Origin of the sequence: Streptomyces sp. R41 (assembly GCF_041053055.1) — a bacterium.
In the GTDB taxonomy this organism is placed as follows: Bacteria; Actinomycetota; Actinomycetes; order Streptomycetales; family Streptomycetaceae; genus Streptomyces.
Map to the genome: position 1 here is coordinate 3,928,415 of NZ_CP163443.1, position 13,411 is coordinate 3,941,825.

Annotated in this window: 11 protein-coding genes and 1 pseudogene; 4 read left to right on the forward strand and 8 right to left on the reverse strand. The window is 69.5% G+C overall.

Annotated features, from left to right (window positions below; all coding sequences use genetic code 11):
- The first annotated feature begins 119 nt into the window (after nucleotides 1-119).
- Nucleotides 120-821 carry a CDP-alcohol phosphatidyltransferase family protein gene (locus tag AB5J53_RS18135; RefSeq protein WP_369246701.1) on the forward strand — a complete coding sequence of 234 codons (702 nt, stop codon included), beginning with the start codon at nucleotides 120-122 and terminating at the stop codon, nucleotides 819-821.
- A 97-nt stretch (nucleotides 822-918) separates the two neighbouring features.
- Here the strand turns inward: AB5J53_RS18135 and AB5J53_RS18140 are convergent, their stop codons facing one another.
- Together AB5J53_RS18140 and AB5J53_RS18145 are read right to left on the reverse strand one after the other, a co-directional pair.
- Nucleotides 919-2,460, reverse strand: a complete 1,542-nt coding sequence (locus tag AB5J53_RS18140) for a lipopolysaccharide biosynthesis protein (RefSeq protein ID WP_369246702.1) — start codon at nucleotides 2,458-2,460, stop codon at nucleotides 919-921.
- Nucleotides 2,457-4,040, reverse strand: a complete 1,584-nt coding sequence (locus tag AB5J53_RS18145; protein ID WP_369246703.1) for a hypothetical protein — start codon at nucleotides 4,038-4,040, stop codon at nucleotides 2,457-2,459. The genes AB5J53_RS18140 and AB5J53_RS18145 overlap by 4 nt, the downstream gene beginning before the upstream one ends.
- A 164-nt stretch (nucleotides 4,041-4,204) precedes the next feature.
- Between AB5J53_RS18145 and AB5J53_RS18150 the strand changes: the two are divergent.
- Nucleotides 4,205-4,513, forward strand: a pseudogene (locus AB5J53_RS18150) (IS200/IS605 family accessory protein TnpB-related protein); the annotation flags it as partial.
- Nucleotides 4,514-4,705: 192 nt separating this feature from the next.
- On the opposite strand, the gene AB5J53_RS18155 reads toward AB5J53_RS18150, so the two are convergent.
- Nucleotides 4,706-6,115 carry a hypothetical protein gene (locus AB5J53_RS18155; protein WP_369246704.1) on the reverse strand — a complete coding sequence of 470 codons (1,410 nt, stop codon included), beginning with the start codon at nucleotides 6,113-6,115 and terminating at the stop codon, nucleotides 4,706-4,708.
- 408 nt (nucleotides 6,116-6,523) lie between these two features.
- On the opposite strand from AB5J53_RS18155, the gene AB5J53_RS18160 reads away from it, so the two are divergent.
- Nucleotides 6,524-7,762, forward strand: coding sequence for a glycosyltransferase (locus AB5J53_RS18160; RefSeq protein WP_369246705.1), 1,239 nt, complete (start codon nucleotides 6,524-6,526; stop codon nucleotides 7,760-7,762).
- Here the strand turns inward: AB5J53_RS18160 and gmd are convergent.
- Genes gmd through AB5J53_RS18175 form a run of 3 tightly spaced genes read right to left on the reverse strand, consistent with a single transcriptional unit; the run spans nucleotide 7,728 to nucleotide 10,483 of the window.
- Nucleotides 7,728-8,807, reverse strand: coding sequence for a GDP-mannose 4,6-dehydratase (gmd, locus tag AB5J53_RS18165; RefSeq protein ID WP_369246706.1), 1,080 nt, complete (start codon nucleotides 8,805-8,807; stop codon nucleotides 7,728-7,730). The genes AB5J53_RS18160 and gmd overlap by 35 nt on opposite strands.
- 42 nt (nucleotides 8,808-8,849) lie before the next feature.
- The gene (locus AB5J53_RS18170; protein ID WP_369246707.1) at nucleotides 8,850-9,965 is read right to left on the reverse strand and encodes a glycosyltransferase; all 1,116 of its coding nucleotides are present in this window, start codon (nucleotides 9,963-9,965) and stop codon (nucleotides 8,850-8,852) included.
- Nucleotides 9,962-10,483: a putative colanic acid biosynthesis acetyltransferase gene (locus AB5J53_RS18175; RefSeq protein ID WP_369246708.1), complete on the reverse strand. Its 522-nt coding sequence runs from the start codon at nucleotides 10,481-10,483 to the stop codon at nucleotides 9,962-9,964. The genes AB5J53_RS18170 and AB5J53_RS18175 overlap by 4 nt, the downstream gene beginning before the upstream one ends.
- 108 nt (nucleotides 10,484-10,591) lie before the next feature.
- Here AB5J53_RS18175 and AB5J53_RS18180 point away from each other — a divergent pair, with 108 nt between their 5' ends.
- Entirely contained in the window at nucleotides 10,592-11,563 is a 972-nt protein-coding gene (locus AB5J53_RS18180; RefSeq protein WP_369246709.1) for a GDP-L-fucose synthase family protein, read from the forward strand.
- Nucleotides 11,564-11,566: 3 nt separating this feature from the next.
- On the opposite strand, the gene AB5J53_RS18185 is transcribed toward AB5J53_RS18180, so the two are convergent.
- Complete coding sequence (locus AB5J53_RS18185; RefSeq protein WP_369246710.1) at nucleotides 11,567-13,036, reverse strand: sugar transferase; 1,470 nt, start codon at nucleotides 13,034-13,036, stop codon at nucleotides 11,567-11,569.
- Between the two features lie 226 nt (nucleotides 13,037-13,262).
- Nucleotides 13,263-13,373 carry an LPXTG cell wall anchor domain-containing protein gene (locus AB5J53_RS18190; RefSeq protein ID WP_369246711.1) on the reverse strand — a complete coding sequence of 37 codons (111 nt, stop codon included), beginning with the start codon at nucleotides 13,371-13,373 and terminating at the stop codon, nucleotides 13,263-13,265.
- Nucleotides 13,374-13,411 lie beyond the last annotated feature (38 nt).

The window sequence follows — 13,411 nt, forward strand, 5'->3', positions numbered from 1 at the left end:
GCGCGACCAGCAACGATGTTCCGCCGCGCAGAATCCACCGACGGTTGAAGGCCATCTCGCCACCCAGTTCTGTCATAGTTACCCTCCATTCTAAAGTAGTTATGTAAGTAAGGATGGATATGACCGAGTTTGTGGAGACGCTGAGGCAACTGTCGACGGCGCAGAAGCCGGCGAAGGGGGTGTCGGTCTATAGTCGGTTCGTCAATCGCCCGGCCGGCCGCGTCATGGCCGCGCTGGCCTCGCGGATCGGTGCGACCCCCAATCAGCTGACGCTGCTCGGCGCCTTGTTCACCTTTCCGGCCTTGGCGGCTGTGGCCCTGCTGCGACCCGGGCCGGTGATGTCGGTCTGCGTCTGCGTGGCCCTTGCCCTGGGCTTCGCCCTGGACGCGGCAGACGGTCAGCTCGCGCGCAGTCAGTGCTCCGCGAGTCCGTCGGGTGAGTGGCTCGACCATGTCCTGGACTGCTTCAAGATCGTCACGTTGCACCTGGTGGTGCTGGTGACGTTTTACCGATTTTTCGTCCTTCCCAGTCCGGTCTTTCTGCTGGCCCCCATGGTTTTCCAGCTCGCGGCAGTGGTGATCTTCTTCGCCGGCATCCTCACGGAGAAACTCAAGCAGCGGACCGCTGCGGAAACAGGCAGCGGCATTTCGCCGGCGCTGGCGTCCCTGCTGCTCCTGCCGGTCGATTACGGCACAACCTGCATCAGCTTTCTATTTCTGGGCAGCCAGGACATCTTCCTTGCCGTGTACTGCACCCTGCTGATGGCTCATGTCCTGTTCCTGGCCGCCTTCTTGGTGAAGTGGTTCCGCGAGCTGCGCTGAGAGCGGCTGCAAGGCAGGGGCCACCTCGAAGGAAGTGGGGCGGGCAGGCTGAGGGCAACGGCGCGGGTGTGAGCCCGGGCCGTGAGACGTGACGGGCTCATACAGTGCGACGGCGCAGCACTTGGACCAACTCGCTCACTCCCAGAGGCGTGCGATATCGCCACAGGAAAGTCCCGAATACGGACATCCCGAAGACCAGGCCGAGGGCGAGTCCTGACGGGGTATCACCCGACAGGGTGCGCACGGCCGCCAGCACCACCGAGACGGCCAGGCCGATGCCGAGAGCACTTGTGTATCCGGCGGCCACGGTCGTGAAGCCGAGGCTCAGCCGGATGAGCAGGGCAGCCGAGAGGTTTTCCACGATGATTGCCGCAGCCCAGGAAACGGCTGCGCCGAGGATGCCCCACTTCGGCACGGCGAGCACGCCGACGGTGAGCTGCACCGCGAACGCCGCGGCGGTACAGGCCAGGTGCCAGGAGCTCTTGCCGGCCATGAGAAGCACGGTCTGCGCGTTGCCGACCGCAATATTGACCATGGAGGCAGCACACAGCATGACCAGGGCGGGCGCCCCCTTGGTGAACTCCGGCCCGAAGACGGCAAGGACGGTGCGGGGAAAACCGGCGACGAGAACGAACAACGGCCAGGAGAAGAGGACGACCCAGCAGGTCGAGATGCGGTGCAAGTGGTGAGCTTCGGCGACCTCGTTGACAGCGAGGAGGCGGCTGAGCTGGGGTGCGACGGCCAGGCGGACGGCGAGTTGGAGAAGGGTGAGTGCGGTGACGATGCGGCCGATGGCGGTGTAGATACCCGCCTCGGCGTCAGTGGCCAGCGCCGACAGCAGGATCACCCCGACCCAGACTGCGCTGATGTCGAAGATGGAGGAGACTGCGCGGGGTGCGGCGAAGGCCCAGAAGACCCGCCAGGAAACGGACTCTCTGCCCGCGGGGACTGCCGTGGTGCGGCGGACGCGGCAGCGGTGCAGGCCCAGCCATGCGGCCGCGAGGCCGGCCAGCGCAGGCAGCAGCCACGCCGCGGCCAGGGACAGCATCCCAGGAGCCCAGTACGCCACAGGCACGGCGATCAGCACCCGCAGCACGGGCTTGCCGATCTGCTCCACGCAGACGAACGGCACCACGTTGCCGTATCCCTGGGTGGCGCCGAGCAGGACCAGGCTGACGGTGGCAGCGGGCAGGACCAGGCCGAAGAGCCGGATCAGGGCGACCCCGTCGGCGTGCGGCACGTGGGGCAGGAGCGTAGTGGCCACCGCGGGGCACAGCAGCAGGGCCGTGGCAGCCGCGGTAGCTGCCGCCGCCGCCGGCAGCACCGCCGTGCGCAGCAGCGACCCCACCGAGCGGCCGCCGTTGACGGCAAGATCCCCAGGGATGAAGCGGACGAGCCCGGTGTCGGCGCCGAGCTTGCAGACATTGCTGCCAATGGTGAACAAAGCAACGCCCGTGAAGATCGCTCCGGCCCCACTGGCTCCGACCGCTCGGGTGATCAGACCGACCAGGAGGAAGGCGAGCACGGCGTTCGTGGCGGAACCCACCGCCCCCCACAACCCGCCCCGTGCGGCGGCGGCGACTCCGCTGCGGGCGGTGGCCCCGGCAGTGGCGGTGGCGGCCGCCCCGGGCGCCGTCATCCCCTGGAGACCGTGAGCGTGTCGTGTCGCCCCGCAGGCTCCGTGGCCGGCATGACGCTCTCGGCCTGGGAACGGGGCTTCACGCGGCGGAGCACAGCAGAGCTCACACGTCCTCGCGCGCGCCCGGCGTCGACCACGGCCCCCAGCAGGCGTCCGCCGGAGCAGCTGATGAGCTCGCTCACCTGCCTGAGGTCCTCCCGCCGGGTGTGGAGTCCGGTCACCACCAGAACGCCGCCGAAGTGCCGGGCGGCCATCAGCACGTCGGCGTGCTCCAGCAAGGGATGGGCGGCGACGACCGCGGTGGGCGAGCCGGTGCCGGACGCCATCTGGCCCATCGCCTGGGATACTTCAGCCTGAATGGGACGGCCGCTCCTGCCACTGGAACAGGCGGCGAACCACCCCGCAGGGCCGGCGTCGACAAGGACGCCCCCGCCCGGCAGGGACGTCGCCTTCCCGGTGCGGGCTCCCGCCGGCACCAGCGGCAGGCGTGCCGCAAGGCTGGGCGTGTCGGGATCGGCGTCGACAAGCACCACCTTCTTTCCCAACTCCGCGAAGGCCGCGGCCAGATTCGCGGCGACCGCCCCGGCGGCCTCCCAGCGCCGCGGCGCCACCACGAGGAGGCGGTCGCCACTCTCCGAAAACCCGGTCTGCTCCAGGCGGTAGGCCAGGGACCGATAAGCCTCTGTACGGGCGCCGTCCGTGCGGCCGACCGTCAGCAGGGAGTCGCCCGCGGGGCCGTCGTGGGGCAGGACGCCCAGCACGGGCGCGCGCAGGGCGGCCTGGACCTCGCGGGCCGACCGTACCCGGCCGTCGAGGGCCGAGCACAGCCAGGCCAGCAAAATGCCCAGCACAGCACCGCAGGCCAGACCGAGGGCGAGCAGGGTCCGCCACCCGGGGCCCGAAGGCAGGGTGGGCGCCGCGCCCCTGCGGACGATGTCGCCGCCGTTGGTATCGCGAGAGCTGATCTCGGACACGCGTTTTTGCAGGCTGCCGATCTCGCTCTTTACGGCGGAGGTGGCGGTGCCGTTTTCCGAATCCTTCTTCTTCTGTCGGGTGAGCGCGGCAATCTGCTGTTTCATGCCGCCGACGGCCCGCTGCACTGCTGCGTCGTTACGGCTCTTGCGGTCGGCGAGATAAGCCTCGGCGAAGGCGTTGGCGCCGCGCGCTGCGTGCTGAGGTGCGTCGGAGGCGAACTCGAATCGGAGCACCTGGGACTTTGTCGGATTGGTGACCCGCAGACGGTCCTGCAGCGCGGCGGCCCGACTGTCGGGCTGTCCCAGGGTGTGCGCCGCACGGAGGGCGACGGCCGCGCTGGCGGCGATCTGCTGCTCGGTGCTCATGCTGACCTGATTGTCGGCGGGCACGATGACCGTGCCGAAGGGGTCGGCGCTGGCGCGGACAAGAACTTCACTGGTGGAGCTGTAGGTGTCGGCGCCGTACAACGCCAAGGCCAGCCCGCCGAGCAGTCCCAGGACGGCTCCCAGTGCCATCACGACGCGGTAGCGAAGGAGCAGACGCAGTTGCTCGCGGAGCTGGTCCGGTTCGTCGAACCGGTCATCGAAGGGGATGGGACCGGTCACGGGTGCCCTCCTGTTCCAGGAAGTGATGCGTGGCGGGGTGGGAAGTGCTGCCCAATTGACGGTGCTTGGGCGCGTTGGGGAGTGGACGGGTGAGCGCCATGGCTACGGCACGTGCGGCTTCGAGGGAACGAGAGTTCGCGATCAGTGGAAGGCCGTACGCGTGGGTGCCCCGTGGCGGCAAACGGCTGCTGAACACCCGGCAGAACGTGGAGAAGGCGCAGCTCACGGAGGGCGTTCGTCGCCTCCGCCGGGAGGCCGAGCGCCGATTCCTCCAGGCCGACGCGGAGTCGGGCAAGCGGTTGGGGAACGAGACGATCCTCGCCCCGGACGACGAGGTGAGCATCGAACTGCCGGCTTCGCCGGTGCACTTGGCGAACGCCCCCCCTGGCCGGTACGTGCTCGCGGCCCGCAGCACCTTCCGCCACCGCGGCCGGGAGAGCACCGACCGGGTCGCCGCAACCCGGGCCCAGGCACGTGTCAGGGGGCTGCCGCCGTGGCGATCGGAAGGCGCGCCCTGGGGCGTGAGGAAACCCGACCCCGTATGACTGGACCACGCACCGGATGCCTGGGCACTGGATACGGCGAGATGGCGAGGGACCAGTCTGGCCAAGGCCGTTCGGGGCACGTGGCTGAGCATGGGTTCTGGCAAGACCATTCACTCCCGTTCAGTTGTTGGGAACGGTCGGAGCAGACGGTTTTGCCCAAAAAGCGAGTCGGGATGCCGGGCTGGTTGGGGTGGTGATGAGCAGCGGCACGGTCATCGTCAGGAGCATCGGGCCCGTGACGCCGAGCAGGCTGCCACGCAGAAAGATCAACTGGTAGAAGGCGAAGGCCGGTACCAGGAGAACCGCCAAGGTGCCTGTCCGGTCGCGTAGGCGCTCCCGCACCTGGTCCACGCGGCGTCCTGCTGCGCCCAGCAGACAGAACACGAGGGCCACGGCGGCTGGGCCGGCCCACAGGTAACTCTCGATCCACAGGGGCGCCGAGAGATTGAGGAAGTCGTAGCCCGCATACTGTGCCAGTGCGATGCCGGTGTCCTCGGGTTTGTCCGGCCACATCGAGCGCGGCACCATGAACAGTGGTGGGCCCAGCGCGGACTGGGGGGAGAACCCCTCGTCCCGCGCGTAGTCGAGGCCGGTCTGCACCTGCTGGAAGGCGTCGTAGTCGCCCTTGGTGGTGAACTGCTGAGCCAGCGAGACGACGGAGACTGCCCCCCGGGCGTCATAGCGGAAGTAATCGCTGTAGGGAAAGACAACAAGCACCGTGGCAAGAATGGCGCCCGCGAGGGCGCGGAAGGCACGGGGCCGGCACAGCCGGGGCACGGTGAACAGCAGCGTCAGCAGCACCGTGCCGGCCCAGAACCTCGGCTTGCTGATGGGGTTGTTGACGACGATGTTCAGTGCGGCGAGCAGGGGCAGCAGCAGCCAGCGGATGCCGCGCAGCAGGCGGTCACCGTCAGGCAGAGGCGGCAGGCGCAACAGGCCCAGCAGCGCCCAGAAGGCAGGCACGGACACCGACCAGCTGCGCAGCGGCTGCAGGAAGGCATCCGTCGAATCGTCCAGGGCGCCGGTTTCGTGAACGGCCTCACGGCTGGTGAAATACGCGCCGACTCCGCCTGGCTGGCCGGGAATCAGCAGCACCGCGAGTGCCAGCGCGAGCCCGCACAGCACCAACACACGCCAGGGCGCAAGGCGGCGGGCGAGCAGCCGTTCCACCACGCCCGGCCGGGTGGCGGCACGTGTGTGTTCGCGTCGGGCGGCGAAGGCGGTTCCGGCGCTGTAGGCAAGCAGCCCGAGCTCGATGACCGCCACGGCCGCAAAGGCGGTTGCCTCGCTGGCACGGTAGGTCCAGGGGTAGGTGTCGGAGGTAAGCATCGCCAGGGGTGCCAGGCCGAACCAGATGTAGGAGAACATCCAGAAGCCGAGACCGACGAGCCGGACCTTGGGTGCGGTGAGCACTCGGGTGAGGGCACCACCGGTGTGTGCCACGACGACACCCTGCAGCAGAAGGGCCATGGGCATACGCCCGCCATGCGGCTGGAGGACCAGTCCTGGCAGCAGGACGATCAGCACCACGGCCCAGATACAGACCGCAGCGACACTGCGGACGCGACTGTCCCGCATCCGGACCCCTCTGGTGAACGAGTGTTTCGGCAAGCCTCACTGACGGATATACAGCCTCACTGTCTGGTAAGCCTGCTCGGGCGCGCACAAGACGTATGGTTCCTGTCCCTCTTGACTCCGAACGGCAGCAGGGGGTGACGCGCACGAGGCAAGGGCCCACCCGTCGGGGAAATCTGATGAATGGCCGGCCGGCCCGCACCGGGCTCTTTTTCCCCGGCGCGTACTGCGCCCTGGCCCAGAGCGATATCCGGCGGTGGCAAGCATGGCGAGCGGTTATAGCCGATATCGATGCTTGATTCGGCGGAATGAGGAGGGTGTTTCGCAGGAGGATTCAAAGAATATACGGATTATTATGTGCAAATGTCCGAACTCCTTGCGGGTCGCCGCGTCCTCCTGGTGTCGATCAACTACGCGCCCGAACACACGGGAATCGCGCCGTACTCGACCAGGATCGCGGAGCATCTGAGGATGTGCGGTGCCGACGTCGATGTCCTCGCGGGTATGCCGCACTATCCGGGCTGGCGCGTTCACGACGACTACCGGGGACGCTGGCGCATGGTGGAAGACCGGGGCGGTGTCCGCGTCCATCGCCGCCGCGGTTACGTTCCCTCTCGGCAGACCGCGCTGCGCAGGGCGGCCTACGAGGTCAGCTTCCTCGCGCACGGCTCGCTGCGACCGCCGGCCGGACGGCCGGACCTCGTACTGAGTCAGATGCCGGCCCTCGCCGGAGGCGTCATCGGCGGCCGGTCCGCCCGGCACCACGGAGTGCCGCACGTAGTCGTGGTGCAGGACCTCATGGGGGCCGCGGCCGCGCAGAGCGGGATCAGAGGCGGCGGCCGCGTGGCATCCCTCGCGGCCGGCGTGGAGGCGAGGATCCTGAACTCGGCCACCCTGGTCGGTGTGGTGCACGAGTCGTTCGTGGACCACGTCACCGCGGCGGGCGTGCCGGGATCACGCGTGCGGGTCGTGCCCAACTGGACACATGCGACGCCCCCGTCCGGCGACCGCCGGGCGGTGCGGGCACGACTCGGCTGGCGGGAGGAGGAGCGCGTCGTGCTGCACTCCGGGAACATGGGGCTCAAGCAGGGGCTGGAGGTGCTGCTCGACACCGCGCGGCTCTCGGGCCGCGACACCCCACGCATCCGGGTCGTGCTCATGGGAGACGGCAACCGACGGGCACACCTGGCGCGCCTTGCCGAGGAGCTGCCGAACGTCGACCTGCTGCCGCCCGCCACCGACGCGGAGTTCTCCGACGTGCTGGCCGCCGCGGACGTCCTCGCGGTCACCCAGCGGTCGTCCGTGCTGGACATGAGCCTGCCTTCCAAGCTGACGTCCTACTTCACGAGCGGCCGCCCGGTCGTGGCCTCGGTGGCCACGGCCGGAGGCACGGCCGAGGAGGTGCGGCGCTCCGGAGCGGGCATCGTGGTGAGCCCGGAAGACCCCGAGGCGCTGTACGGCGCCATCAGAGCGCTGAGCCGGGATCCCGCCCGCTCAGCCGCGCTCGGCGCGCGTGGCCCTGCCTACGTCCGGGAACGGCTGAGCCCGCAGGCAGGGCTGGGGCGTATCAGCGCGATGCTGTCCGAGGCGCTGCACGGCTAGCGGTCATCGCACGGCCGGGGGCAGGGACATCGACCGGGGCGGCCTCTCCTCCGGGCCTGATGACGTGCCCGAGGGCGCCGAGTTCCGCGTCGACCATGAGACGGGCCAGTTCCGGGGTCCGCACACGCGCGCGCCAGCCCAGGACCTGCTCGGCCTTGGCGGCGTCACCGACGAGGTCGTCGACCTCGGTCGGGCGCAGATAGCGCTCGTCGAAGCGCACGTGGTCGCGCCAGTCCAGGCCCACGTGGGCGAAGCACTGTTCGACGAAGTCACGCACGCTGTAGGTGGTGCCCGTGGCGACCACGTAGTCGTCCGGCTCGTCCTGCTGCAGCATCAGCCACATCGCCTCCACGTACTCGGCGGCGTAGCCCCAGTCCCGGCGGGCGTCGAGGTTGCCGAGGTGGACGACGTCCTGCAGGCCGGCCTTGATCCGGGCAGCGGCCATGGCCACCTTCCGGGTCACGAACGTGGGGCCGCGGCGGGGGGACTCGTGGTTGAACAGGATGCCGTTGACGGCGTAGAGCCCGTATGCCTCACGGTAGTTACGGGTGACCCAGTACGCGTACACCTTCGCCGCCCCGTACGGCGAGCGCGGGTGGAAAGGGGTGTGCTCGTGCTGGGGCGGCGGTTCCGCGCCGAACATCTCCGAGCTGGACGCTTGATAGAAGCGGCAGGGAAGTCCCGTTCTCCTGATGGCCTCCAGCAGCCGCGTGGTGCCGAGTCCCGTGGTGTCCCCGGTGAACTCGGGTTCGTCGAACGACACCCGCACATGCGACTGGGCTGCCAGGTGGTAGACCTCGTCCGGCTGCACCTGTTCCAGCAGCCCCGCGATCCGGGTCCCGTCGGTGAGGTCGCCGTAGTGCAGGAACAGACGCGTTCCGGGGTCGTGCGGATCACGGTAGAGGTGCTCGATGCGCTGGGTGTTGAAGGTGGAAGCGCGACGCACGACGCCGTGCACCCGGTAGCCCTTCTCCAGCAGCAACTCCGCCAGGTACGAACCGTCCTGGCCCGTGATACCGGTGATGAGGGCTGTTTTCACAGTCACCGCTCTCCTTAGCTTGGAACAGATCCTCCGACGGCCGGCGCGTCAGAGGTGCCGATAGAACCCTTCGAGCCGGTCCGCGACAGCGTGGATGGAAAAGGCCTCTTCGACCGCGCGGTGCCCCTCGTTCGCCAGGGCACGGCGCTTGTCCTCGTCGGCAAGCACCTCGCACACGGCGTCGGCCAGGGCCCGCGGACTGCCATCGGTGACCATCGCCGCCCCGCGGCGCGCGAGTTCGTCCGCCATGCCGCAGGTGTCGGTGCACACCACGGGGGTGCCGGCGGAGAGGGCTTCGATCACGGTCATGGGAAAGGGCTCGTCGACGCTCGGCAGCACGTACACGGCCGCCCTCGCGTAGGTGCGCACCGCCTCGGTGTACTCCAGCGCCCCGCCGTAGGTGACGACGTCCTCCAGTCCCCGGGCGGCGATGAGCCGCCGTACCGCGGGCAGCGAACCCTCGTCCGCCCCGTACAGGGTGAACCGTGCTTCCGGGACCCTCAGGTGCACCAGAGCGGCCATCTCGACGAACGCCTCGGGTCGCTTGCGCGGGTGGAGACGGGCAAGGAAGAGCACCTCCGGATCACGCCGGAGCTGGCCACTCGCAGCGCCACGGCGCTGCGGGCGCACCCCGTTGGGCAGGACGAGCAGCGGCGGACCGCCCGGTCCGACGACCTCGGCCACGGCCCTGCGCTCCCGCTCGGTGAGCACCAGGCAACCGCGTGCCCGGCGCAACAGAGGTACGTACGCACGGTCGAAGAGCCGAACGACGGCCGTCCGCCGGGGCTCGACCATGCCGTGTGTCTGGGTCAGAAATCTCTTGCGCCGCAGCGCGGCCACGGCGAGCGCGGTGAGGGAGACGAGGTCGCGCCCGGCGTGGATGTGCACAATGTCGGCCCTGCCGGTGGCGCGCCAGAGGTCCGCGACGAGCAGCGGGTGCATGAGCCCGGTGAAACGCCCCGGAAGCAGACGGCGAGCCGGACGTGTCTGGAACGGCACCGAACCGATGCGTCCCGGTGCCCGCGATCCGCCCCGCCACAGGGACACCAACGAGACGTCGTGGCCCCGTGCCGCGCATTCCTCCAGCTGTCCGGTGGCCACGCTCGCCGGGCCGCCGTACGCTCCGTCGTCACTGACGAGCGTCACCACGTGGACGACCCTCATGCCGCGACTCCCGCCGTGAGGACCGCGCCGGGGTCGACGTCGTGGTGGGCGACGGCCGAGGCGCCCACCACCGCGCCCCGGCCGACGGTGACGCCGCGCAGCACGACGGCCCGCGCCGCGACCCAGGCTCCGGGCTCCAGCCGGATGGGCCCGTTGTCGAACTCGAAGGTAGGGCTGCGGCGTTGGTGGCTCCCCGTGCACAACAGCGCGCCCTGGGAGACGCACACATCGTTTCCGATCGTGATCTGCTCCAGGTTCAACAGCCAGGCGCCCTCACCGATCCACGCGTCGTCGCCGACCTCGAGGCGCCAGGGCCAGTGCACCCGGACTCGCTGACGGATCAGCACCCGCCGTCCGATCCGGGCGCCGAAGGCCCGCAGCAGGGCCGGCCGCCAGCGGGCAGGGAACCACCATTTGACGAAGACAAGATGGAGAACGGCGAACCAGACCGCCTGGACGATCAGCGGGCGCCCCTTGTCGTAGCCGGCTCCGGAAAACCCCCGCAGGGAACGCTCCATGGCGGTGGCTGCCCTTCCTGACGTCGCTCATATATACCTTTTGTTAGTTTCCAGGAATAAAGAGAACGATTACGCACATAAAGGCGTGTTGCTGGCAGAATCGGCCATATGGAAGAACTGCTTGCCACGCCCGCCCGGGTGTACGTCGCCGGCCACCGGGGACTCGTCGGCTCCGCGGTCACTCGCCGCCTGAGGGCCGACGGACATGAGGTCCTCGCCCGGACCCGGTCCGAACTCGATCTGCGCGACCCGACCGCCACGGCGGCCTATCTGCGCGACGCCCGACCGGACGCGGTCGTCCTGGGCGCAGCCAAGGTGGGCGGCATCATGGCCAACAGCACGTACCCGGTGCAGTTCATCGAGGACAACCTGCGCATCCAGCTGAACGTGATCTCCGCGGCCCATGCCGTCGGCGTACGCCGCCTGCTGTTTCTGGGGTCGTCATGCATCTACCCCCGGCTCGCACCGCAGCCGATCCGGGAAGAGGCCCTGCTCTCCGGCCCCTTGGAGGCGACCAACCAGCCGTATGCGCTGGCCAAGATCGCGGGCATCGTCCAGGTCCAGTCCTACCGGCAGCAGTACGGTGCCTCGTACATCTCCGCGATGCCGACGAATCTCTACGGGCCCGGCGACAACTTCGACCTGGAGTCCTCGCACGTCCTGCCGGCCCTCGTCCGCCGCTTCCACGAAGCGAAGCGGGACCGGCTCGACGAGGTCGTGCTGTGGGGAAGCGGCACCCCGCGCCGCGAGTTCCTGCACGTCGACGATCTCGCCGACGCGTGTGTGACGTTGCTGCGCCGGTACGACGGCGACGAGCCGGTCAACGTCGGCCGCGGCGAGGACCTGACGATCCGTGAACTGGCCGAGATCGTCCGGGAGGTCGTCGGTTTCGAGGGGCGGATCGGTTTCGACCCGACCAAGCCCGACGGCACACCGCGCAAACTGCTGGACGTCTCCCGCATGACCGCTCTCGGCTGGCGGCCGCGGATCGGCCTGCGCGACGGCATCGCGGCCACCTACGCCTCATGGCTGAGCTCTGCGGAGCCGGAGACCCTGCCCGGGCCAGCGGCCCGCGTCTGAGGCTCAGTACGCCCCGCGGCCGTCCAGCACGGCGCGGACCGTGCGGGCCATGACACTCACGTCCCACGACCACGACCAGTTGTCCACGTACCGCAGGTCCAGCGAGACGGTCTCGTGCCAGGACAGGTCGGACCGTCCGCTGACCTGCCACAACCCGGTGAGGCCCGGCTTGACGTCCAGTCGGCGCATCTCCACCTCGTCGTAGCGTGCCACCTCCTCCGGGAGCGGCGGGCGCGGACCGACCAGCGACATGTGACCGAGCAGGACATTGACCAACTGCGGGAGTTCGTCGAGGGAGTAGCGGCGCAGGAAGCGGCCCACGGAGGTGACGCGCGGATCCCGGCGCATCTTGAACATGTGCCCGTCGTTCTCGTTTGCCGCCTCCAGATCGCTCTGCAGCCGGTCCGCGTCCACCACCATCGTCCGGAACTTCCACATGGGGAACTGCACGCCGTTCCTTCCCACCCGCGTCTGGCGGTAGAAGACCGGACCGGGTGAGCCCAGGCGGACGGCAAGGGCGAGGACGGCGAACAACGGACCGAGCGCGCCGATGAGAAGGAGTGTGCCCAACCGGTCCATGGCGGCCTTCACGAACGTCTGCGCACCGTCGCGAGTGGGCGGTGCGATGTGCAGCAGGGTGAGTCCGGCCACCGAAGTGAGCCGGACCCGGCGACGGGCCACCTCGATGATGCCGGGCAGCACCATGAGCGGACACCCCCGGTCGTGCAGCGCCCAGGACAGCCGACGCAGCCGGTCCCCGGACAGGTGCCGGCCCGGGGCCACGAAGACCAGGTCGGCGCCGAGTTCCTCGGCCGCCTCCGCCACGGCGGAGTCATCTGCGGGGCCGTCGGGCTCGTCGGCCGCGAGCCTGAGACAGACCGGTACGCCGGACGGCACCTCGCCCTCTCCCACCGCGCAGGCCCCGACGACCACGTATTCGTGGTCGGTGCGCTGGGCGAGTTGCCCGATGACACTCTCCACCGTCTCGGCCTCCCCGACGACGAGGACATGGCGCAGACCGCGGGCGTCCCGGCACGCGGACCGCAGGTGACGGAGGATCAGCCGGCGGGCGACGACGGCAACGACGAGCGCGGGCAGGAGCGCACCGACGGCCGCCGTGGGCACATTGCCGAGACCGCACATGGTGCGCACCACCGCCAGAATGCCGAGCAGCACCAGCCAGTCCCGGAACACCGGCCCGATCGGACGGCCCTCGCCCAAGGCCCAGTGGGCGTAACGCTTGCCGGACCACCCCACGAGCAGCCAGGTGATGGTCACGACCGCCGTCTGGTCCACGACGTGGGCTTCCTCCAGTGCGCAGAGGGTGGCCGCCACCGGCAGCGCCGTCGCGACGACATCGGCGCAGACCGCGACGCGTCCGCACCACCGGGTCTTCGGGTCCGTACGTAGGCCCGGCCGGCGCGACGGGGCGGTGGCCGCCCGTCGTGATGCCGCGGTTCTGAACCGTTGCATGGCTCTCCCTGGTGCCGGGACGGAGATGGACCGGGGCGGCCGTGACGTCCAGCGGGTGAGCGAGGGCGCCCCTGTTCGATATCTCCACCTATGTACCACTACTTATAGTTCATTTACCTCATATCTCTTGGCGCCACATCCACAGACCATCACTCCGCGCGAAACGCAGTGCGCACCTTGCCCGGAGTGGCGGGTGCCGGGCGCGAGGCGTCCGGCACCCGGTGCACTACCGACGGGACGTGGCCCGGCCTCGCCGGTACAGGACGGTCCCGGCGGCCAGCAGCGCCCCGCTGACGGCCGTGGCCGCGAGGACGCTCTCGGCGCCGGTTTCGGCCATCTTCGGAGGCGCGGGCGGAGGGGTCCACGTCACGGGCG